We start from the raw sequence: 22,024 nt of genomic DNA, 5'->3' as shown, positions 1-22,024 counted from the left end.
CTCAGGCCCATTACCCCCGGACTACCAGCATATTCTTCCGCCGGTTCCGTTACATTTTGTCCACTGCCTCCACGCCAAGCACGCGCAGACCATTGCGAATAACCTGCCCGATAGCTTCCCCAAGGAAAAGGCGGCCCTGCGACAAAGCAGCATCGTGTTTCACAATGAACCGCTTTTTCGTATCGGTGTTACCCAAAGAATAGAAGGCATTAAGGTCAGTTGCCAAGTCATAGAGGTAAAAAGCGATGCGGTGCGGTTCACGCGCTTTGGCCGCAGCCTCCACCTCGCGCGGGAATTGCGCGGCGCGTTTGACAAGCGCGATTTCCTCATCACCAAGCCCCGATAAATCGTCGGGTGAAGGTGTAAAACCCTCTTCTTTCAATGCTTTGCGTAAAGTCGATTTGATCCGTGCATGAGCGTATTGCACGTACCAGACAGGATTGTCTTTGGATGCTTCGACCACCTTGGCGAAGTCAAATTCCATCTGCGCCTCGGGTTTGCGGGTGAGCATGGTGAAGCGCACCACGTCCCTGCCCACCTCGCCGATCATGTCGGCGATAGTGATGAAATTGCCCGAACGCTTTGACATTTTTACAGGTTCACCGCCGCGCATAAGCTGAACCATCTGAACCAATTTGACGTCAAATGGGGTGGTCTTGCCCTTGCCTGCCGAGAGTGCGGCAACGGCTGCTTTGATCCGCTTAACCGTCCCGGCGTGGTCCGCCCCCCAGATGTCAATCAGTTCATCAGCGCCCTCCGCCTTCTGCATGTGATAGGCAAGGTCAGCGCCGAAATATGTCCATTTGCCGTCCGATTTCTTGATCGGCCGGTCTTGATCATCGCCAAATTTGGTGGAGCGAAAAAGCGGCAGCTCGACCGGCTCCCAATCTTCAGGCGGAGCCTTGCCTTTAGGCGCCTCTAGCACACCATCATAGACAAGACCCTGTTCGCGCAGCCATTTCTCTGCCTGATCCGGCTTACCAGTGGCGTGCAATTCGGCCTCTGATGCAAAGACATCGTGGTGGATACCAAGAAGCGCCAGGTCCGATTTAATGAGCAGCATCATTTGCTCGGCTGCGCGCTCGCGGAACAATGGGAGCCAGTCTTCCTCCGGCGCATCCCTGTAGACATCGCCCAGCTCTTTTGCGAGCGCTTGACCTACAGGTATCAAATAGTCGCCGGGATAAAGCCCTTCCGGAATGGTGATCGTATCACCCAGCGCCTCGCGGTAGCGCAGATGCGCAGACTTCGCGAGCGTATCGACCTGCCCGCCTGCATCATTGATGTAATATTCGCGGGTAACATCGTGGCCTGCAAATTCGAGCAAGCTTGACAGCGCATCACCCACCACAGCGCCCCTACAGTGTCCCATATGCATTGGGCCAGTGGGGTTCGCGCTCACATATTCGACGTTGACCCGCGTGCCTTCGCCCATTGCGGAACGCCCATAGGTGTCGGCCAAACTTGTGATCGCCTGCAATTCTGCAATCCACACTTCGGGATCGAGCCTCAGATTGATAAATCCAGGTCCCGCGATCTCTGCGCTGGTGATGCCCTTGGCCGTTTCAAGCTTGGCGGCCAGCAATTGGGCCAATGCGCGCGGGTTTGTTTTGGCAGGTTTGGCAAGGACCATCGCCGCATTGGTCGCAAGATCGCCGTGCGCAGGATCGCGCGGCGGCTCTAGCGTCACGTTGTTGAACGCAGTGCCTGCGGGAAGCGTGCCCTCTGCGACGAGAGCGTTCAGGGCAGTTTCAACCGTGCCGCCAAAGGCCGTGTACAAAGTTTGCATATCAGTCATCTCGAACGCGCAATTAGCGCAAAGGGGAGCAAGGGCAAAGGGAAAGGGTCACTGTGCCCCAAGGTTCCCAGAGACGGAGTAAAGGTGTCGCAAAGGTGTCGCAAAGGCAGTGGGCCGCTCGCAGCCAATCCGCAACGATGCGAAGGGCGTCTGGCCAGGTGTTCGCCCGGACGGGCAAAAATGAAAACTAACGCGTCGCGTTGTAGGCCAGCTGCGATTCGGTAAGCTGGAAGCCGACCAGCATCTCAAATCGTGAGCGCTCGATAGCGGCCTTCACTTCCGGTGCCGAGAGCGGATCAAGCGCCGCATCTGCGTCCCCTGCTCGCCGCCTACGAGTGATGCGTTCACGAATGTCCTCAGGCAAGGTCGCCGCCGCGCGGTCAATAAACGAACCCGCTTTCGCCGATGCCCGCGCGCGGTCTTGACCGTCAGCGAAAGTCACCGAGACCTCGCCAATTCGTTTGGTCACAACCGCGCTGCTACCTTGCAATACGGTCACAAAATAAGGGAGCGTCACAGTGCGGCTGCCCCGCGCATCGGTCCGCCGCGCGAGCACATCGAAGCTCGCTTCTGAGTACACTTTGGCACCTGTATCATCGCAAGTGGTGCGAAGGTTGGTCATCGCGGCGGTGACATCAAGATTGCTTTGCGTTTTGTCGCCTTCAGTGCGGAAAACGGTCACATCACCGGTAAAATCAGGGATGCCAATATCAGGGCATGATGACAAAACCGAAGTCACCCCCACCCCTTGATCAATCACAAGATCACCTTCGCCAGCACAACCAGCGAGCGCGGCTGCGCCTACAAGCGCGGTAATTGCGGTTTTGCGATGAGTCATTTTTAACCGTGATCCCTTGAAAATCATATTCAGCGCTCAGAGCGCCATTTGTCCTAACGCATTTATGCCCCTAGCGAGCCACGCAGCAAAGCGCTAGAGGGTCCTATATGAATGCGCCCATAACTCATGACGCTGCAAATGGCGGCGGCCAATTGTCAGCTGAACCGCTCAATCTGCTGATTGCTGCGCCGCGCGGTTTTTGCGCAGGTGTCGACCGCGCCATTGAAATCGTTGAGAAAGCGCTCGAGCGGTACGGCGCGCCGGTCTACGTTCGCCATGAAATCGTTCACAACAAATATGTCGTCGAAGGCTTGAAGGCCAAAGGCGCAATTTTCGTTAAGGAACTGGACGAGGTGCCGACAGATGCGCCCGTCGTTTTCAGCGCGCACGGCGTCCCAAAAGCTGTGCCCGCCGAAGCTGAGCGGCGCAATATGATCTATGTCGATGCGACTTGCCCGCTGGTTTCAAAAGTCCATCGTCAGGCTGAACGACAGCTCGAAAAAGGCCGGCACATCATTTTTGTGGGTCACGAAGGCCATCCGGAGGTGATTGGCACGATGGGCCAGGTGGAGCCCGGCCAGATGACACTGGTGGAGAATATCGAGGACGTCGACAAGCTTCCCTTCGATAGTGATCAGCCGCTTGCCTACCTTACGCAAACCACGCTGTCGGTTGATGACACACGCGAGGTGATCAACGCGCTTGAATGGCGCTATCCCAATATCAGCGGACCCAAAGCGGAAGACATTTGCTACGCCACATCGAACCGTCAGGCAGCGGTGAAAGAGCTGGCGCACGACTGTGACCTCGTGCTTGTTGTCGGCGCGCCCAATTCGTCCAATTCGCTTCGTTTGGTCGAAGTGGCTGAGCGCCTTGGCACGCCTGGCAAATTGATCCAGCGGGCTGATGAAATCGACCCGGCTTGGCTGGAGGGTGTGGGAACAATTGGTTTGACCGCTGGCGCATCGGCTCCTGAAGTTCTGGTGCGCGAGGTCGTCGACGCGCTTGCCAAGCTGCGCCCCATTGCTGAGCGCGAAATTAAGCACACCGAAGAGAAAATGGTCTTCAAACTGCCTCGCCAACTCACCGAATAACTAGCAATCCCTTGGCCGTTTACACACACCTTGGCGCTGAAGAATTGGCTGAGCTTATCAGCCATTACCCGGTTGGCGAATTATTGTCGGCCAAGGGGATTGCAGAAGGCGTCTCCAATTCCAATTGGCTGATCGACACCGCCGGAGCGGACGGCGAAGGTGCCCGGTTCATACTGACGATGTATGAGCGGCGCATTGAGCTTGAGGATTTGCCGTATTTCCTCGGGCTGCTCGACCATCTTTCTGCAAAAGGTTGCCCGGTTCCGCGCACCATTCACGATCATGACGGCGCCGCGTTCCGAATGCTGGATAACAAAGCTGTGGCGCTGATCGAGTTTCTTCCCGGCGTCTCCCCGACAAAGCCCGAGGCCGGTCAAAGCTATGCGGTCGGCGAAACGTTAGCGAATCTGCACGCAGCAAGCAGGGACTTCGTCCTATCGCGCGAGAATACGATGGGGTTTGCTCAAAACCTCGAATGCCTCGCGAAATGCGGAATTGAAAACCTCGAAAATATCCATCCGCAGCTTCCCGCTATTTTGAAGCCTGCGCGGCGCGCGGCGGGGCTGGATTTATCAGGCCTGCCTCATGCGCAAATTCACGCAGACCTGTTCCCTGACAACACCTTGATGCTGGGGTGCAAGGTTACCGGGCTAATCGACTTCTACTTTGCCTGTTCAGGTGCCATGGCATTGGACCTTGCGATAACCCATGCGGCTTGGTGTTTTGACGAGGACGGCAGCTATTTGCCCGAGTTAGGGCAGGCTTTGCTCTCAGGCTACGAATCCATGCGTCCACTGACCGCGGATGAACGCAGCGCCTTCCCTGAAATTGCGAAGGGAGCGGCCATTCGCTTTGTCGCAAGCCGAGCGGAGGATTGGCTCGACACACCCGCCGATGCGCTTGTCACCTGCAAGGATCCGATGCAATTTGTCGCTCGCTGGCGCTTCTATAGCGAACATGCAGCCGATATATTTACCTGAAAATTAACCATCAGACAGTAAAAGCACGTCATGGGAAAGCCATCTAAACGCGTCGAAATCTTCACCGATGGTGCCTGTAAAGGCAATCCGGGGCCGGGCGGCTGGGGCACGCTGCTGCGCATGGGCGCTCACGAAAAAGAGCTTTCAGGCGGCGAAGAGGACACCACCAACAACCGCATGGAAATGCAGGCTGTTATCAAGGGTCTCAATGCCTTGACCGAACCGTGTTTTATCGAGCTTTATTCCGATAGCAAATATGTGATCGACGGGATCACAAAATGGGTCCACGGCTGGAAAAAGCGCGGCTGGGTCAATGCGAGCAAGAAACCTGTCCGCAATGCGGATCTTTGGCATGAATTAATCGAAGCAAGCGCGCGCCATGAGGTCTCTTGGAACTGGGTCAAAGGCCATTCGGGCCATGCCGAAAATGAGCGTGTCGACCAACTGGCAAGCGATGCAGCAGAAAAGATTGCTGCGGGCGGCAATCCTTAAGTCAGATACGAAAACGGGCGCACCGTTATCCGGCACGCCCGTTTATCAAGTGAATGAGGCCGCAGCTTAGCTGTTGTCTTCAGTCGGTGCGTTAGGGCCGTTTTTCTTGATCGAGTCGATCGCGTTTTGCGCCGATGACTTGCTCGAATAACCCTGAGTTGAGAACATCACTTCGCTGTTGTAGCTGAAGCGCACGCGGAACTCGCCCGCTTTGTCTTTATAGATTTCAAACTTGTGAGCCATGGTTTGATTGCCCTCTCATGTGATTTTGAATTCAGATGCGCCAACATACAGATCGGATTTAATCTGGCTAGAGTGCGCTCGCGGCTTTTCGCTCGTAAAACCGGGCGGGATCGTAAACTTTTGGATCAACCGTGCCCAAGGCCGCGTCTCTTTCAAGCCCGAGGACGATATCTCGCGCCATAATGCGCGCTGCGGCGGGCGCGGTTTGAATGCCAAACCCGCCTTGTCCTGCGAACCAGAGGAAGTTCGGCACTTCCGGGTCAGGCCCGTAGACAGGCAGGCGGTCCGGCGCAAAGCTCCTTAAGCCTGCCCACTTGCGTTCAACGGCCTCAATTTTCCAATCGGTCGCCTGCTCGAATGCATCAATTGCACACGCGACGTCGAGCTCCTCAGGCGCTGCATCGCACGGATCACTGGGGGTTTCATCATGAGGGCTAAGCCAAATTCGCCCGTTGTCCGGTTTGAAATAGAAATTGCCCGATATATCGAGAATCAACGGCATATCGCTGGGCACAGCCGGCCTGGTTCTTAGCTGCGCCACTGTTCTGCGCAGGGGCGTAATGCCTAAGGGCTGCACGCTCGCAAGATTGGCGATGGTATCAGCCCATGCACCCGCAGCGTTGATTATTTTCGCCGCGCGGTGAACCGCGCCTGCCTCTGTTGCAATCCTCCAACCGCCCGCTTCGTTTTGGATCCCGCCAACCCGGGCCCGGTATTGATAAGTAACGTGCCGCGAGCCGCTCCCTTTTAGAAAGTGCTGGTGAAGAGCGGCCACATCAATATCTGCGCAGGCCTCCTCATATATGGCATCGCACCATTCTGGGCGCAGCGCTGGAGCGCGCGGCGCAATGCGCTCGCGGCCTATCCGCTCGATAGAGACCCCGGTGCCAGCAAAACGCTTTTCAAAGTCATCAAGCTGCAATTTGTCCTGCGAGCGTCCGACGTAAATCGCGCCTCGCTTGTGCAAGAAGCCGCCGGACTGCAAGTAGGCCTTCGAGGCCAAGGTAAGCGGCACGATGCCGGGCCCGCCATAACACTCTTCCCAAAAAGCCGCCGACCGGCCTGTGGTGTGATACCCCGGTACATCTTCAGCTTCGAGGACAAGCACTTTGGCATAAGGGCCAAGCTCGTGGGCAAGGCTTGCGCCCGCCATCCCTGCCCCGATGATCGCAAAGTCGTAGAGGGTCTCGTTCATTGAGGCGGAGCTACCTCATCGAGGAATTCGCTAATTGCGTTCATTACGCTCGCGCGCACTTCATCTGTCTCGCGCAGCACCTCGTGGCGGGCATTTGCGCCAAGTTCAAACAGTCGGCCGTTCGCAAGGCGCTGCGCGGCGCGGACATTGGCCGCATGGCTGACCAATCGGTCATGGCTGGTTGAGGCAATAAAGACAGGCACTTTGACCGCTTCCATTGCACCTGCACTGTTCAGCACCCGGCACGAGGCATAAGCCCGCTCAACCCAGCGCCAACTGGCAGGACCCATGACCAGCTCCGGGCGAGTGTCCCGCCAGAATTGTTCATCGGCATACCTTTCAAGATCATGGGTCAGCAGATTTATTCGGTCAGCGGGCAATTGGCCGGGTTTCTCGCTCCATTTCCACGCCTGACGCATCGGATCGCCAACCCATGTCATGATTTTGGCAGCGAGAGCTTGCACCGAAAATGGCACCGGCGGTCCCTTCATGCCTAACATTGGCGCGCTTAAGATAGCGGCGGCAGGCGAAACACCGCGCTGAAGCTTGCCGTCTACCAAAGCGCGCATGATAAGATGCCCGCCCATCGAATGCCCGGCGATGATATGCGGCCCGGGGACTTCGTCGACCCATCGCTGCCACAGATGGCCAAGATCGTCGGTCCAAACCGAAAAGTCTTCGATATGGCCAGTGTAGGCGTCCTTGCCCAAACGGCCTGACCCAGCCTGCCCTCTCCAATCTGACGCTGTGACCCGCCACCCGCCGCGGTGCCATTCTTCGAGCGTCTCGAGATATTTTTCATAGCAATCACCGCGCCCCGGCAAAAACAGAATTGAACCGCGCTTGCTCGCAGCGGCCTCTAGGGCTGCCCCCGGCCAGTCGATCCGCCGCAGCTCGTGACCATCACCAAGGAGCCAAGTGCTCTCGCGTGCAGTTGGCGGGATGACACGCCTGTTGATTGGACCAAGGATTGGCTCAGTTGTTTCTTGGTTCATGAGGTGCAAGCGACGGTCCCAGGCCGTTGAACGTGGTTACTATTTGGTAAGCACTCATCTGTAACACCCTCTTCAAAGACGCAAGGTCTGTACGCCTTGCCCGCTAATTTGTGACGGCCATTTCAAGGGGCTTTAGATGTTGATGACCACTGTCCAATATGGACTGCTGATTGCCTTGGCAATTGCGCTCCTTTACGCCGCTTTCACTGATATCCGGTCGCGCACTATCGCCAATTGGCTGAACCTTGCGATTGCGCTGAGCGCACCTGCATTCTGGTGGGCAAGCGGCCTTACGCTTTGGCCCGGCGTCGCGATGCAGCTTGGCGTTGCACTTGCCGCCTTTGCTCTTTTCGCAGGTCTTTTCGCTCTCGGGATGATGGGCGGCGGCGATGTAAAGCTGCTGACAGCGCTCGCCTTGTGGATTGAGCCGGGCGCCTTTGTACAACTGCTTGTCGTCATGGCGCTGGCTGGCGGTGCGCTAACGGTTGGAATGGCGATTTATCATGCCGCCCGTAAGCAAAAAGAGAAACTAGCGATCCCCTACGGCGTCGCAATCGCATTCGGGGCCTTTTGGGTGTTGTTTCCGCGCCTCAGCCAGATCCCGGCATTTGCATAAACTCACGGGTGAGTGAGGGCTGGAAACCCGATCTTAACTACTTTGATCGTACGAACTCCAATCATACCCGCCCGTTATGTCACGGGCTCACGAAGGGGGCTAATTAGCCATGGATAGGAAGAAACTGGTTCTGCTGCTTGGTGCATTGGTTGTCGCAATCGGCAGCGCCTTTCTTGCACGTAGTATGTTTGCCGGTGACGCAGCGCCCGTCGCCGAAGCGCAGGTTGAACCCACAGGACACAAAGTCCTTGTTGCAAACCGCGCATTGCCTGCTGGCACCATTATTACGGCTGACGCCATGGGCTATCAGCAATGGCCAGAAGAACTCGTTCAAGATGCCTACTTCATTGAAGGCAATTCGGACATGAGCCAACTGCTTGGCACAGTCGTGCGTTTTCCTGTCACCGCTGGTCAACCGGTCACGCAAGGTTCGCTTGTACGACCCGGCGATCGCGGTTTCCTAGCAGCCGCGCTTGGCCCAGGCATGCGCGCTGTGACGGTTCCTGTTTCTGCAAAGACCGGTGTTGCTGGCTTCGTCTTCCCGGGCGACCGGGTGGATATGGTCCTTACCCAAAGCGTTGACGGCGAAGGCCGTGACCTGCGTGCAGCAGAAACTGTGCTTCGTAACCTTCGCGTTCTTGCAACCGACCAGACCACCGAACAAGTCACTGACCCAGAAGGCAAAACGGTTGTTCGCGCCTTTCGTACAGTCACTCTTGAGGTGACACCGAAGATCGCTGAGAAAGTGGCTGTTGCTCAAACCATCGGCGAACTCACTTTGGTGCTGCGTTCAATTTCGGACAATCAGGCCGAACTTGAGCGTGCGATTGCCTCTGGCGAGCTTGAAATCCCAGCCGATGCGACACCTGAGGAAGAAGAGCGCTTTCTTCGCACCGCGATGGGCCGCCCTGTGGAAGGCAAATCGACGTTCCAAACCGGCGGCGACGTTTCACGCTTTCAGCGCAAGACGATCCCGCCGCAGAACGATGGCGGCCGCAACCGTGCACCAGCACGCACACCGGCAGCGCCAGGCGTTGCAGCAAAGGTCAACGGTGCGCCAGTTCACAAAGGACCATCGGTCCGCGTGACCCGCGGCAAAGCGACCAACGAGGTGCCTGTAGCCGGTTCAGTCGCTGGCGCATCAGGCCAGTTCAACGGCGCTGTGACCAATGGCGTTGGCCAGGCCGGTCAGACCGTTCCATCCGCGCTTAGTACGATCCGGTAACGCGCTCGAAGAAGGAAAACGCCATGCGAGCCGACACCATCACAAACACACCCAGTACCAATTCGGTTGCCGGGATCACAGGGAAATCCAGAGGGGCCCCTAAGATGAAAGCCAAGTTTCTTAGCAAAGCACTGCTTGCCGGGATTGCCACGCTGCCACTGGCAGCTGTGCCAACCGGAACAGCAACAGCCCAGCAAGTTGTCAGTCCAAATTCTGAGATCGTGCTTTCAATTGGTCGCGGTGAATTGATCGCGGTGCCTGGCACCATGACCGATGTGTTCGTCGCAAACGATCAGATCGCTGATGTGCAGATCAAATCCCAGCGCCAGCTTTATGTATTTGGCCGTGCAGGCGGCGAGACTACGATCTACGCAAGCAATGCACGCGGCGATGTAATCTTTTCTGCGAACATTCGTGTAGGCAACAACATCGGCAGCATCGACCAGATGCTTGCCCTCGCCATGCCACAGGCCAAGGTCAACGTGGCCACGATGGGCACCAACACTGTGCTTTTGACAGGCACGGTAAACGCACCCGAAGACGCAGCGGAAGCAGAGCGTCTCGTGGCGGCCTTCCTCGGCGAGGACACGAACGTGATCACCCGCCTCAAAACGGCGACGCCGCTTCAGGTCAACCTGCAGGTTAAGTTTGCCGAGGTCAGCCGCAGCTTGGTTCGTGAAATTGGCGGCAACGTCACAACGATTGATGGCGCCCAGGGCGGTTTTCGTGGCGGCGTTGGTACAGGCCGGGATCTCACCGGCGAATCAGGGTTTAACACCGGCGGTCCATTGAGCGTCGGCCCTGGTGCAGGCACAGTTTCTGGACAGCGATTTGTCCGTGATATTGCAGGCAACATTGTTGTCGATGAGCAGGGCGTTCCGCAGCTCGCAGAAGTTCTTGGAAGCGCTATTGGCACCAATGCTGGCGCTGGTACAACAATCGGCGGCCTTGCCCAACTCTTTGGTCTCGACGTTCTTGGCGCGATGGACCTTTCAGAACGTCTTGGCCTTATCACCACGATTTCGCAGCCAAATCTCACCGCGCTTTCAGGTGAAACCGCAACCTTTCTAGCAGGCGGCGAATTCCCCATTCCTATTTCGCAAGGGCTTGGCAACGTCGCGATTGAATACCGTGATTTTGGTGTGAGCCTTGCCTACACTCCGACCGTTCTTTCCAATGGTCGCATCTCAATTCGCGTGCGTCCGGAAGTTTCCGAACTTTCATCGCAAGGCGCTGTGACATTGAACGGCTTTCAGGTCCCTGCCCTTACCATCCGCCGCACGGAGACGACGGTTGAGCTCGGGTCAGGCGAAAGCTTCATGATCGCTGGCCTGCTCAGCAACAACGCGCAAAACTCGCTCGATAAGGCTCCGGGTCTTGGCGATGTGCCCATCCTTGGCAATTTGTTCCGTTCACGCTCGTTCCGCCGCGGTGAAACAGAGTTGGTGATCGTTGTGACGCCGTATCTCGTCAAACCGGTGAACGAACGCGACATCAGCTATCCAACCGACGGGTTCCGCGCATCGACTGAACTGGAGCAATTGCTCCTCTACAAGGAAAGCGGCGGTGTCAGCGGCGAGCGTCGTCCCGGCCCAACGGCATCAGAACCTGATGCACCCAACCCAGAAATCAGCACCGTCGATCCTGCGGCCATCGTGCCCTCGCGCCAAGGCAGCAAGAAAGATCGCCGAGCCGAAAGCAATCGAAAGCGCGGCAGCAGCGATGCACCCGCACCCGGCTTCAGCCTCTAAGCCCTCAGCAAAAAGGTTATCGTGATGAAAATGACACACAAAAACAAGCTGATGGGCGCAGTGACCCTCGCACTCGGCGTTGGTCTTGCAGGTTGCAGCTCTGGTCCGCTCACCGAGACAAACACCTCGCTGAATTCCGTCAATCAGCCGGTGGTTGATCGCACCAATTTCACGCTTGATATCGACACAAGCCGCTCAGGCCTGCCGATCACCGAACAACAGCGCCTCAATGGCTGGTTTGAGACGATGGACCTTCGCTACGGCGACCGTGTTGTGGTGGAAGATCCCTCATCGAACCCTGCTGTGATAGACGCGGTCAATCAGCTTGCCGGCCGATATGGCCTTATTGTGGAAGGCGTAGCGCCAACGACAACGGGTCTGCTAGGCGCAGGTCAAGCCCGCGTCGTTATCACCCGCTCAACCGCATCAGTGCCAAACTGCCCGAATTGGGACGGCAAGTCTGACAGCAATTTCAAGAATGAAACGAGCAAGAATTACGGCTGCGCAATTAACAGCAATTTGGCAGCGATGGTCGCCGATCCCAACGATCTTCTCGAAGGCCAATCCGGCACTGGTGAGACCGTGATCGCAACCGGCACCAAAGCCATTGCCACCTTCCGCGAGGCTGAACCAACCGGCGCGGGCGGTCTTCAACAGGCTCAAGGCCAAGGCGGAGGAAACTAAGCAATGAACGCTCCTTGGAAATCGGGACTTCCCGGCAACCGCGATCCTTTCGCAGCATATATCTGCGACGATGCAGCGCTCGACGTGCTGCGCCCTGTCGTAATCGAAATGGGCTGGCCGCCAGAAAAGTGCAACAAAGGCGGCCTGCGCAACGCAATCCAATCGCTTTCCGTAAGCGCAAGCCCTGCGATCCTTCTCGTTGACCTTTCAGAAAGCGGCGATCCGCTTAATGATATCAATGCGTTGGCCGAAGTTTGCGAGCCAGGTACGGTTGTGATCGCAATTGGCCAAGTCAATGACGTGCGCCTCTACCGCGACCTGCTGGCAAGCGGCATTCATGACTACCTCTTGAAGCCGCTCAACGCTCAAGCTGTGCATGATGCACTTAACGGTGCGCTCGCAGTCTTCACATCGCCAAAAGCAGGCGATGTCGAAGGTGTGAAGCGTCACATATCAACCGCAGTTGTCGGCACCCGCGGCGGTGTAGGCTCATCGACGCTTGCAACCTCGCTTTCATGGTTGTTCAGCGAGCACCACAAGGCCCCAACCGCTCTATTTGATCTCGACGTGCACTTTGGCACAGGCGCGTTAGCGCTTGATCTGGAGCCAGGCCGCGGTCTGACCGATGCTATCGACAATCCAAGCCGGATTGACGGTCTGTTCATCGAACGCGCCATGATCCGCGCCAATGACAATCTGTCGATCCTTTCAGCCGAAGCACCGATCAGCCAGCCGCTGATGACCGATGGCGCTGCCTTCGTTCAGCTTGAGGAAGAGTTCCGCCAAGCCTTTGAAATGACGGTGATTGATCTGCCGCGCAATATGCTGATCAACTTTCCGCATCTGCTCGCAGATGTGAATTTGGTTGTGTTGACATGCGAGCTCACCCTTGCATCTGCCCGCGACACCATTCGCGTTCTGTCATGGCTGAAAACCAATGCTGCGCACGCTCACCCAATGGTGGTGGTCAACAAATATCAAGCCGGCGTCGCAGAGATCAGCAGGTCCGATTTTGAAGCTTCTATTGAGCGCAAGATCGACTTTGCAATTCCCTATGACATCAAAGCGGCATCGAACGCTGCAAAGCTGGGACAGGTCTTCACAGAAGCCAATAAGACCTCAAAGGCGACCGCAACGATCAATCAAATCGCTGAGCGCATTATGGGCGCAAGTGAGGAAGATCTGGCTGCGATCACCGAAGAGAAAAAATCGCTGCTTGGCGGTTTTGATCTCAAATCGCTGCTTGCGAAAAAAGACAAGAAGCAAGTCGCAGCTGAGGCAGCAGAGTAATCAATTCGCCTTTTTTGCCGGTGAGAGGGTTGCCCTTTCGCACCGCCACATAGGCTGAACCACCAAGCTTAAAGCATGGCAACGAGTACGGGCAGGACAGGACCAAGATGGACATAGTGCAAACCCTGTTGATCACAGTAGTGATCTTTCTGACGATCGTTGGGGGCTATTTTCTGCTTTCCGGGCCGAACGTTGGCAAGGCGCAGAAACGGCGCCTTGAATCGCTGCGCTTTCGCCACTCTGACAGCGCCGATGCCAAAATGGAATCGCAGCTTAAGAAAGCCATCGCAGCCCGCAAACCCAAGTCGCACCGCGTCGCAGGTTCTGCCTCGCGCATTGAAGCGCTTGAAATGCGGCTGGAGCGAACCGGCAAAGGCTGGAACTTAACGCAATATATCTACGCATCGCTTGGCTTGACGCTGATCGTTGCTGTTCTCCTCTTTTTGCAAAGCGGCTCTGCTCCCCTCGCCCTTGGCGTCGGCGCGGTCTTTGGACTGGGTCTGCCGCATATGGTGGTGGGCTTTATGATCAAGAAGCGCACCAACGCTTTCGTGACGAAATTTCCCGACGGGATCGAATTGCTGGTTAGGGGCCTTCGTTCAGGTCTCCCGGTGGCCGAAACCTTGCAGGTTGTCGCAGAAGAAGTTCCCGGTCCTGTCGGTATCGAATTCAAGAGCGTCGTAGAGCGCATCAAAATCGGTAAAACGATGGAAGATTCGCTTCAGGAAGCCGGCGATAAACTTGGTATCCCGGAGTTCAACTTCTTCACCATCACCCTTGCCATTCAGCGCGAAACCGGCGGAAACTTGGCAGAGACGCTCTCAAACCTTGCCGACGTGCTGCGCAAACGGTCGCAGATGAAGCTCAAGATTAAGGCGATGAGCTCTGAATCAAAGGCTTCTGCCTACATTGTGGGCTCGCTTCCCTTCATCGTCTTTGGTCTCATCTATTCGATCAACCCCGATTATCTGGGCCAGTTCTTCGTCGATGACCGTTTGATCATCGCAGGGCTCGGCGGGCTCATCTGGATGAGCATCGGTGCCTTTATCATGGCCAAAATGGTCAGCTTCGAAATTTGATCCGGGAGGGTTTGAACAATGCTTAATCAACCAGCCGGACCAACGCTTCTTGGCTTCGATGTTATCCTTGTGGGTAGCATCCTCGCTGGACTGGCCGCATTCGCTGTTGTCATGGCGATTTATGCTGCCGTTACCATCAAGGACCCCATGGCCAAGCGGGTCAAATCGCTTGAAGAACGCCGCGATGAGTTGAAAGCCGGGATTGTCACCGGTGGATCGCGCAAACGCGCCAGCCTCGTTCGCCGGACTGACACGACTGACAAGGTCAAAGACAGCCTTGGCAAGATGAACGTCCTCGAGCAGAGCCAGATCGAGGCGGTTCAGCAGAAGCTGGCCCATGCCGGCATACGCAACAAGGAATTGGCGGTTATCGTCATCGGCCTGAGGATGATCCTGCCGATCGTGTTTGGCGGCATCGGCTTTGTTCTTTTCTATTGGCTCGACTATTTCGAGTTCGGTGAAGGCTCGCTGAAAAACCTCTTCGGCTTCGCAGCCTTCGTCTTCATTGGCTATAAGGGTCCCGAGATTTACCTCTCGAACCTCGCCAAAAAACGGACGACTGAAATCCAGAAAGGTCTGCCGGACGCGCTCGACTTGCTCGTTATCTGTGCTGAGGCTGGCCTGACCGTGGACGCCGCTTTCAACCGGGTCGCGAAAGAACTGGGCCGCGCTTATTCCGAGCTGGGCGATGAGTTTGCACTCACCGCGATCGAGCTTTCCTTCTTGAACGAGCGTAAGATTGCTTTCGATAACCTCGCTTACAGAGTCGATCTCGAGGCGGTCAAAGGCGTCGTCACGACGATGGTGCAAACCGAACGCTACGGTACGCCGCTTGCCTCGGCTCTGCGTGTTCTTTCAGCGGAATTCCGCAACGAACGCATGATGCGCGCCGAAGAGAAGGCCGCGCGTCTTCCTGCGATCATGACCATTCCGCTGATCATGTTTATTCTGCCTGTGCTCTTCATCGTGATCCTTGGCCCTGCGGCCTGTTCGATCACCGATGCTCTCATCACACCGCAGCAAGAAGGCGGCTAAGACCAAAGCCTTCATCAACCATCAAAAGGGGCCGGCAGCCTTCGGGCGTGCCGGCCTTTTTGATCTTAATCGCCTGAGTGATCCGCCAAATGCCCCGCCCGTGCGCGCAGCTTTGCCAGCATGGTGCGCAAGGCTGCCTCTTCGGCCTCATCAAAGCCTTCGAAAAGCTCCCGCTCAGCGGCGCGCGCCGTTGGCATGACCTCGCTATGGATCGCATTGCCCTCAGCGGTCAATGCCAGCAGATGCGAGCGCCCGTCGCTCTTATTGGCCACTCTTGCAATCAGACCGCGTTCTTCGAGCACCTTGCAGGCGCGATTAACCGCCACCTTATCCATCAAGGTCGCCTCGGTCAGATCGCGCTGGGTCAGCTGGCCTCTATGGGTTGAGGTGTCGCCAAGCACCGCCATCACCCGCCATTCGGTTACCTTCAATCCAAAGCGCGAGCGATAGCGCTCTGATATCAGCTCGCTCACTGCATTGGACGCGATGGAAAGCTGATAGGGCAGAAAGTCTGAAAGCTGAAAGTCGGTGGCCGTTGTCATGCTATGCGGTTTCTCATGAAACCAAACCGCGTGCAAGCCGCCGGTTTTTCGCGATTACTCGTACGCACGGTCTTCCCACCATGGGTAGAAGTCGGGCATGTCCTCGCTGACCTTGCCCGGATAATTAGGTGCGCGTTTCTCAAGGAAGCTTGCAATGCCTTCCTTCGCATCCTTTCCGCGAGACAGGCGGTAAATCGCGCGGCTGTCGATCTTATGCGCCTCCATTGGATGATCGGTGTTCATATTGCGCCACATCATCGCGCGCGTCATCGAGACCGATACAGCAGAAGTGTTGTCGGCAATCTCGCGGGCAATAGCGCGCGCTTCGCCCATGAGGTCACCTTGCGCATGGACCGAGCGCACAAGCCCGCCTGCTTTGGCTTCGTCTGCGCCGAACACGCGGCCCGAATAGCACCATTCGAGAGCTTGGCTGATGCCGACGAGACGCGGCAGGAACCAGCTTGATGCTGCCTCTGGCACGATGCCCCGGCGTGCAAACACAAAGCCATAGCGCGCACTGTCTGCTGCAAGCCGGATATCCATTGCCAGCTGCATGGTCACGCCGATCCCCACAGCCACACCGTTGCAGGCGCTGATGAGCGGCTTCTTACTGTCAAACAGGCGCAAGGTGACCAATCCCCCACCATCGCGCACTCGCTCATCGGAAAGGCTATCAACCTCTGCCCCGTCGGAGAAGACCTGCCCTCCCCCTCAGGTGTCAGATCCGCGCCTGCGCAAAACGCGCGGTCGCCTGCTCCTGTGAAGATCACCGCACGCACATCATCATCATCATCAATGTCATCCATCGCCGCGATGATCTCAGAACCCATTGTGCCGGTGAAGGCGTTCATTTTCTCCGGCCGGTTCAAGGTGATGGTCGCAATGCCGTCGGCCTTATCAACCAGAATTTGCGTGTATTCGCTCATAGAAATCTCTCCTGTTTGGCACACTTGGCACACTGTTCAGGGGGAGAAAAGATTTGAGCCCCGGTGGAAGGGCAAAACTGGCAAAAATGGGAGGGGACAGCTTAGGCCACCATTTCGCCCGGCGCTATGTAGGACGGGCACAAAAAACCCCGCGCCGTGACGGTCACAGGCGGGGTCTTTTCTGGTTCGAATTGCGGTGACTTAATTGCCGCCCACTGCACTTTCGCCTTGCGCCTTGGCAGTGGCTTCATCGCCACCCGTCAGGCCAAGCGCCTCGAGCATGTATTTCACGTCAGGCTTACGGCCTGCAAAATTCTGATACATCTCAAAGTAATCCATCGTGCCGCCGCGGCTGAGCACGGTTTTGCGATAATGATCGCCCGCCTCGCGCGAAAGACCGCCATTTGCGCGGAACCAGCTGCGGCTGTCGTGATCGAGCATCTGGGTCCACAGATAGCTGTAGTAACCAGCCGAATAACCCGCAGGAGATGAGAAGATGTGGTTGAAATATGTGCTGCGATAACGCGGCGGCACCAGATCAATCTCCAGCCCCAATTCCTCTAGCGATGAACGCTCAAACGCGGTCACCTTCTCCGGCGTATCAAGGGCGGCTGCCTCTTCTTTGGAAAGCGCAGCCCACTTCATATCAAGCAGTGCCGACGTCACCACTTCGCCAAAGTCATAGCCTTGGTTGAATTTGGACGCAGCTTCGATCTTCTCAACCATCTCGGTGGGAATGGTCTCGCCTGTTTCATAGTGCTTCGCGTAATTCTGGAGCACTTCTGGCCAGGTCATCCACATCTCGTGGACCTGGCTTGGATACTCCACAAAATCGCGCGCGGTCGCCGTGCCTGAAAGGCTCACATACTTCTGATCGGCGAAAAACCCATGCAGCGCGTGACCGAATTCGTGGAAAGCGGTGTTCACCCAATAAAAGCTGACCAGTTGCGGTTCGCCCTCGGGCGCTTTGGGGATGTTGAGCACATTGTAGATGACCGGCTTTGTGCCTTGCATATAGCTTTGCGGCACAAAATTGCTCATCCACGCACCGCCGCGTTTGGATGGGCGCTGGAACGGGTCAAAATAGAACAGGCCAAGCTCCGAGCCATCGGCTTCGAACACGGTGTAGACCCACACATCTTCGTGATAGACGGGCAGGTCGGTGCGGCGCTTAAAGGTCAGGCCGTAAAGCTCCTCAGCCATGTAGAACACGCCGTCTTCGAGCACTTTATCAAGGACGAAATATTCCATGACCGCGTCTTCATCGAGGTCAAACTGTTCAGCCTTGATCTGGTTCGCATAACGATACCAGTCCCATGGCTTTACCTCATAATCGCCGCCATCCGCTTTGATTGCCTCATTGAGCAACGCTGCCTCGCGGCGCTGTGTTGCAGCAAGGGCGGGCACCATCTGCTCCATAAAGCCAAGCGCTGTGCTGGGCTTTTCAGCCATGCGGTCCCACATGGTGTAGGTTGCCCAATCAGGCTGTCCGAAAATTTCAGCTTTCCGGGCGCGCAGCTCTGCGATGCGAGCGATCAACAGGCGGGTGTCGATCTCAGTGTTGCCATCGGCGCGGTGATAGCTTGCCTCGAACAGCTTTTTGCGGCTGGCGCGGTTGTCGAGCGCCGGGATAAGCGGTTGCTGCGTCGTGTTTTGAAGCGCGATTGCATATTTGCCTTCGTGGCCAAGGCTCTTTGCAAAATCGGCAGCTGAACGGATATCGCCTTCCGAAAGCCCTGCAAGGTCATCGGCGCTGTCAAAGATCACCGGCTGGTCTGCCATGGCGCCGCGCGCTTCTTGGCCAAATTCGGTGGTCAGCGTGGAGAGCTGCGAATTGATCGCTTTGACTTCTTCCACCTGTGCATTGGTCAAAAGCGCACCTGCCTGAACCATGCCATCATAGGTGCTTTCCAGAAGCTTGCTGTCTTCACGGTCGAGGCCAAGCGATGCGCGCTGGTCGTAAACCGTTTTAACGCGGGCAAACAGCTGTGGGTTCAAAGTGATACTATCACCGTGCGCGGTCAGCTTGGGGCTGATCTCAGTGTTGATCGCATCGAGGCGGTCATTGGTGTTGGTTCCGGTGAGTTGGAAGAACACGCGTGCCACACGGCCCAGCATCTCGCCCGATTTCTCAAGCGCGACGATAGTGTTCTCAAAGGTTGGCTCTGCCGGATTTTCCACAATCGCCTGAACTTCGGCTGCTTGGATCGCCATGCCCTGCTCAAATGAGGGCACGTAATCATCTTCGCTGATCTTGGTGAAATCGGGCGCGAGGAATGGCAGCGTGCTGTCAGAGGCGAAATACCCGGTGCCTTCGGGAATAACGACAGCTGGTGCCGAATGCGGAATGGGTTTCGCATCAGCGATGGTGGCGGTGTAGCCCCCGCCGTCTTGTCCCGTGGTCGCGCAGGCGGCCAGAGCAAAGGTAGAAACGGAAACGGCAAGCGAAGCGAATGTGCGCGACATGATAGGGCGACCTCTCTGTTATTTGGCCTATGATTTAGGCAGTAAGCGCGCTGCAAGATGTCGCTGCGCACTATTTAGCTGCGGGGCTGTTATAATGTTGCTTTGCTGGACGCAACTTGAATGGCGGATGCGGGATAGGCTGGCAAAGTGGAAACGGGCCTATTTGCCCATCACTGCCTTGATCCGATCATCCGTATCAGGGCCGCGTCCTTCGCCTTCCATCCATTCGCGGATGAGAGCTTCATCAGCGGCCTTGCCGTCGGCGCGGTCGAGCAGGCGCTTGTTGGCGGCGTGGGAGAAATGGCTTTGTGCCGCGATTTGTGTAGCCAGCCGTTCGACTTCCGCATCGAAGCCCTCTTGCGGCACGGAGTATTCCGCCAGACCAATGCGCACGGCTTCTTCAGCCCCGAACATTTCGGCTGTAAACATGAGCCGTTTTGCGGTCGCAATCCCCACCCTGCGCGGCAACCTAACGCTCATGCCCCACACCGGGGTGAGCGCAAATTTCGCATGGGTGTCGCCAAAACGCGCGGTGTCGCTGGCGATGATGAAATCCGCGGCGAGAGCGACTTCGAGCGCGCCTGTGTAGCAATGGCCATGGACCGCCGCGACGACGGGAATGGGCAGCTTTTCAAGCATCCGCAGCGTTTCGGAATGCCAGCCTTTGGACGGCGGGCTTTCGCCTTCGGAAATCCCGCCAAGGTCATGGCCAGCCGAAAAGCACTTACCCGCCCCTTGGATGACAACGCAGCCGATGCCGGTCGATTGCGCAAGGTTCTCGATATGGCTGCGAAGGAGCGCGAACATTTCCACATTGAGCGAATTCAGTTTATCGGGCCGGTTCAGCGTAAGCTTTGTCCAGCCCTCAAAATCTTGGCGCAAAATTGGATCGCTCATACAGCACTCTCCCGCATCTCTTTGCAAGAGAACCTATGCCGAGGTGGAGCAAATAGAAAGCCTAATTGATTCGGTAGGTTATCGTCGTCGCGTAAAACGAACGCATGGGCTGGCCGCTTGCATCCAACGCCGGTTCAAACTCAGCGCGCTTCATCTCCCGGCACGCGGACGAATCGAGAGAAGTGGTCTGAGTGGCCTCGTCCAGCACGCACTGCGTCACCTGTCCGGCCTCATCGACCGTTACGCGCAAGCGCAAAATCGCGCTCTCCCCTTTGCGCAGCGCCTTGCGGGGATACGCGGCCTGAATGCGCTGTACGACCTTCGCAACGTTGTTGAACACTGGGCGCTTAGTCGCGGTCAATTGCTCCTCAAGGTCAAAACCCCATTCGCGGATCATATCCTGAGTGCAGGTGTTCAGCACCTTAAACGCCTCCTCCAACGATCCGGTCTGGAACCTGACTTTACGGCTTCTTTGTTGGAATGAGATAAATTCGATCTTTGCGCCAAATGCAATGTCAAGTTGAGCGCTCCTTTGGTCTTCCCGCGCAGCCTCCTGCAACAGGGACGCTCGCTCCTCGGGCGATGCCGTTTGCAACTCTTCCGCATTCACAACCACAAGCGGAGTGTCGTGGAAAGCAAGATTCGAATAGATAAGTGCAGGGCCAATAGAACTCAAATCTCCAGTGAACGGTTCGGTGGAGCGCGGTTCGATTTCGTCGGAAAAGGTTAGCAGTGTCTCTTGCCTATTCCGGAACCGGCGGAGTGCTGGGCCTGCAATTGTCACACCGGCCTGGGCTACGGGATAATGCTGATCAATGAAGAGGATATGCATATTGTCCCCTTCGCCAAATGTGCGCGACAGACGGCATCTCGTTGCGCCAAAGTCCACATTCCAATTGGAAGAGGGTTCGAGGATAACAGGTTCTTTGTTTGCAAAGCTTGGCGATCCCAAAGTTAAACAAGCAGAACCCACCAAAAGGCCAAGAACCGGCAAACGCATATCAAATCGCTCCTAAGAAAAAGGGCCCCGTGACATGGTAGTCACGGAGCCCATTCTCTTGCAATAGCTCGTTTGAGCAATTCTTTTGACGCTTAACGCGGTGCCATACGGATACCGCCGTCGAGACGCACGTCTTCGCCGTTGAAGTACCCTGTTTCGATCATGGTCATTGCAAGCTTTGCGTACTCGTCAGGAAGGCCCAGACGCTTAGGGAACGGCACAGATGCTGCCAGAGCATCGCGCACATTCTGCGGTGCTGCTGCAAGAAGCGGCGTGTCGAAGATGCCAGGAAGGATCGTGTTCACACGAACGCCTTCGTTCATCAGATCGCGGGCGATTGGCAAAGTCATGCCGATCACGCCCGCTTTCGATGCTGAGTAGGCAGCCTGACCGATTTGGCCGTCCTCGCCAGCAACAGAGGCGGTGTTGACGATTGCGCCGCGGTCGCCGTTCTCGCTCATTGGGTCGAGGGTCAGCATGCCAGCAGCGGACTTAACAATGCAGCGGAAGGTGCCGACGAGGTTCACTTGGATCACGAAGTCAAAAGCGCTTGTCGGGAACTCTTTGATCGAGCCGTCTTCGCGTGAACGTTTGGCGGTTTTGATCGCATTGCCGATGCCTGCGCAGTTCACAAGGATGCGCTCTTGGCCGTGGGCTTCGCGTGCCTTTGCAAAACCTGCGTCCACGTCTTCGTCGCTGGTCACATTGACCTTGCAGAACACGCCGCCGATTTCGGCAGCCATGGCCTCGCCCTTTTCTTCGTTCATGTCGAAGATGGCGACTTTTGCGCCTTTAGCAGCGAGCGCGCGGGCGGTTGCTGCACCAAGGCCTGATGCACCGCCGGTGACGACGGCGGGAGTGTTGGCTGAAACTTCCAT

General features: G+C 56.6%; 20 protein-coding genes and 1 pseudogene. 10 read left to right on the top strand and 11 right to left on the bottom strand.

The genetic code is table 11. The features are described 5' to 3' along the window. Window positions 1-49: 49 nt before the first annotated feature. Window positions 50-1,798 carry an arginine--tRNA ligase gene (gene argS, locus AC0V60_RS01915; protein ID WP_486176866.1) on the bottom strand — a complete coding sequence of 583 codons (1,749 nt, stop codon included), beginning with the start codon at window positions 1,796-1,798 and terminating at the stop codon, window positions 50-52. 187 nt (window positions 1,799-1,985) lie between these two features. Beyond that, window positions 1,986-2,636 carry a hypothetical protein gene (locus AC0V60_RS01910; protein ID WP_486176865.1) on the bottom strand — a complete coding sequence of 217 codons (651 nt, stop codon included), beginning with the start codon at window positions 2,634-2,636 and terminating at the stop codon, window positions 1,986-1,988. A gap of 107 nt (window positions 2,637-2,743) precedes the next feature. Here AC0V60_RS01910 and ispH point away from each other — a divergent pair, with 107 nt between their 5' ends. The 3 genes from ispH to rnhA are packed head-to-tail and all read left to right on the top strand — an operon-like array spanning window position 2,744 to window position 5,202. Beyond that, on the top strand, window positions 2,744-3,730 hold the full coding sequence (gene ispH / locus AC0V60_RS01905) for a 4-hydroxy-3-methylbut-2-enyl diphosphate reductase (RefSeq protein ID WP_486176864.1): 987 nt from the start codon (window positions 2,744-2,746) through the stop codon (window positions 3,728-3,730). Window positions 3,731-3,741: 11 nt separating this feature from the next. Then, complete coding sequence (locus AC0V60_RS01900; protein WP_486176863.1) at window positions 3,742-4,710, top strand: homoserine kinase; 969 nt, start codon at window positions 3,742-3,744, stop codon at window positions 4,708-4,710. A gap of 30 nt (window positions 4,711-4,740) precedes the next feature. Further along, on the top strand, window positions 4,741-5,202 hold the full coding sequence (rnhA, locus tag AC0V60_RS01895) for a ribonuclease HI (RefSeq protein WP_486176862.1): 462 nt from the start codon (window positions 4,741-4,743) through the stop codon (window positions 5,200-5,202). 66 nt (window positions 5,203-5,268) lie between these two features. Here the strand turns inward: rnhA and AC0V60_RS01890 are convergent, their stop codons facing one another. The 3 genes from AC0V60_RS01890 to AC0V60_RS01880 all read right to left on the bottom strand — a co-directional run bounded on the left by AC0V60_RS01890 (window position 5,269) and on the right by AC0V60_RS01880 (window position 7,635). Further along, entirely contained in the window at window positions 5,269-5,445 is a 177-nt protein-coding gene (locus tag AC0V60_RS01890; RefSeq protein WP_486176861.1) for a YegP family protein, read from the bottom strand. A 67-nt stretch (window positions 5,446-5,512) separates the two neighbouring features. Continuing rightward, window positions 5,513-6,640, bottom strand: a complete 1,128-nt coding sequence (locus tag AC0V60_RS01885; RefSeq protein ID WP_486176860.1) for an NAD(P)/FAD-dependent oxidoreductase — start codon at window positions 6,638-6,640, stop codon at window positions 5,513-5,515. Next, the gene (locus AC0V60_RS01880) at window positions 6,637-7,635 is read right to left on the bottom strand and encodes an alpha/beta fold hydrolase (RefSeq protein ID WP_486176859.1); all 999 of its coding nucleotides are present in this window, start codon (window positions 7,633-7,635) and stop codon (window positions 6,637-6,639) included. The genes AC0V60_RS01885 and AC0V60_RS01880 overlap by 4 nt, the downstream gene beginning before the upstream one ends. Before the next feature lie 136 nt (window positions 7,636-7,771). On the opposite strand from AC0V60_RS01880, the gene AC0V60_RS01875 reads away from it, so the two are divergent. The 7 genes from AC0V60_RS01875 (at window position 7,772) to AC0V60_RS01845 (ending at window position 15,315) form a co-directional block, all read left to right on the top strand. Continuing rightward, window positions 7,772-8,251, top strand: a complete 480-nt coding sequence (locus AC0V60_RS01875) for an A24 family peptidase (RefSeq protein ID WP_486176858.1) — start codon at window positions 7,772-7,774, stop codon at window positions 8,249-8,251. Window positions 8,252-8,360: 109 nt separating this feature from the next. Next, entirely contained in the window at window positions 8,361-9,476 is a 1,116-nt protein-coding gene (gene cpaB / locus AC0V60_RS01870) for a Flp pilus assembly protein CpaB (protein WP_486176857.1), read from the top strand. Between the two features lie 23 nt (window positions 9,477-9,499). After that, window positions 9,500-11,227, top strand: a complete 1,728-nt coding sequence (locus AC0V60_RS01865; protein ID WP_486176856.1) for a type II and III secretion system protein family protein — start codon at window positions 9,500-9,502, stop codon at window positions 11,225-11,227. Window positions 11,228-11,251: 24 nt separating this feature from the next. Next, a complete protein-coding gene (locus tag AC0V60_RS01860) occupies window positions 11,252-11,911 on the top strand; it encodes a CpaD family pilus assembly protein (RefSeq protein ID WP_486176855.1) in 660 nt (219 codons plus the stop codon). Window positions 11,912-11,914: 3 nt separating this feature from the next. Continuing rightward, the gene (locus tag AC0V60_RS01855; RefSeq protein WP_486176854.1) at window positions 11,915-13,201 is read left to right on the top strand and encodes a pilus assembly protein CpaE; all 1,287 of its coding nucleotides are present in this window, start codon (window positions 11,915-11,917) and stop codon (window positions 13,199-13,201) included. A gap of 107 nt (window positions 13,202-13,308) precedes the next feature. Then, the gene (locus AC0V60_RS01850; protein ID WP_486176853.1) at window positions 13,309-14,280 is read left to right on the top strand and encodes a type II secretion system F family protein; all 972 of its coding nucleotides are present in this window, start codon (window positions 13,309-13,311) and stop codon (window positions 14,278-14,280) included. A gap of 18 nt (window positions 14,281-14,298) precedes the next feature. Then, a complete protein-coding gene (locus AC0V60_RS01845) occupies window positions 14,299-15,315 on the top strand; it encodes a type II secretion system F family protein (protein ID WP_486176852.1) in 1,017 nt (338 codons plus the stop codon). A 65-nt stretch (window positions 15,316-15,380) separates the two neighbouring features. On the opposite strand, the gene AC0V60_RS01840 is transcribed toward AC0V60_RS01845, so the two are convergent. From AC0V60_RS01840 to AC0V60_RS01815, 6 genes and pseudogenes are all read right to left on the bottom strand, one after another. Continuing rightward, window positions 15,381-15,857 (bottom strand): MarR family winged helix-turn-helix transcriptional regulator, encoded by a 477-nt coding sequence (locus AC0V60_RS01840; RefSeq protein WP_486176851.1) that lies wholly within the window; start codon window positions 15,855-15,857, stop codon window positions 15,381-15,383. Window positions 15,858-15,911: 54 nt separating this feature from the next. Continuing rightward, window positions 15,912-16,783 (bottom strand): annotated as a pseudogene (locus AC0V60_RS01835) (crotonase/enoyl-CoA hydratase family protein). 201 nt (window positions 16,784-16,984) lie between these two features. Next, window positions 16,985-19,249: a M3 family metallopeptidase gene (locus AC0V60_RS01830; protein WP_486176850.1), complete on the bottom strand. Its 2,265-nt coding sequence runs from the start codon at window positions 19,247-19,249 to the stop codon at window positions 16,985-16,987. Window positions 19,250-19,408: 159 nt separating this feature from the next. Beyond that, complete coding sequence (locus AC0V60_RS01825; RefSeq protein WP_486176849.1) at window positions 19,409-20,146, bottom strand: enoyl-CoA hydratase/isomerase family protein; 738 nt, start codon at window positions 20,144-20,146, stop codon at window positions 19,409-19,411. Window positions 20,147-20,207: 61 nt separating this feature from the next. Beyond that, window positions 20,208-21,146: an energy transducer TonB gene (locus AC0V60_RS01820; protein ID WP_486176848.1), complete on the bottom strand. Its 939-nt coding sequence runs from the start codon at window positions 21,144-21,146 to the stop codon at window positions 20,208-20,210. Between the two features lie 92 nt (window positions 21,147-21,238). Continuing rightward, entirely contained in the window at window positions 21,239-22,024 is a 786-nt protein-coding gene (locus tag AC0V60_RS01815; RefSeq protein WP_486176847.1) for an SDR family NAD(P)-dependent oxidoreductase, read from the bottom strand.

It is taken from the genome of Erythrobacter sp. S259 (assembly GCF_057364965.1).
This window is presented reverse-complemented; position numbering and strand designations above follow the sequence as displayed.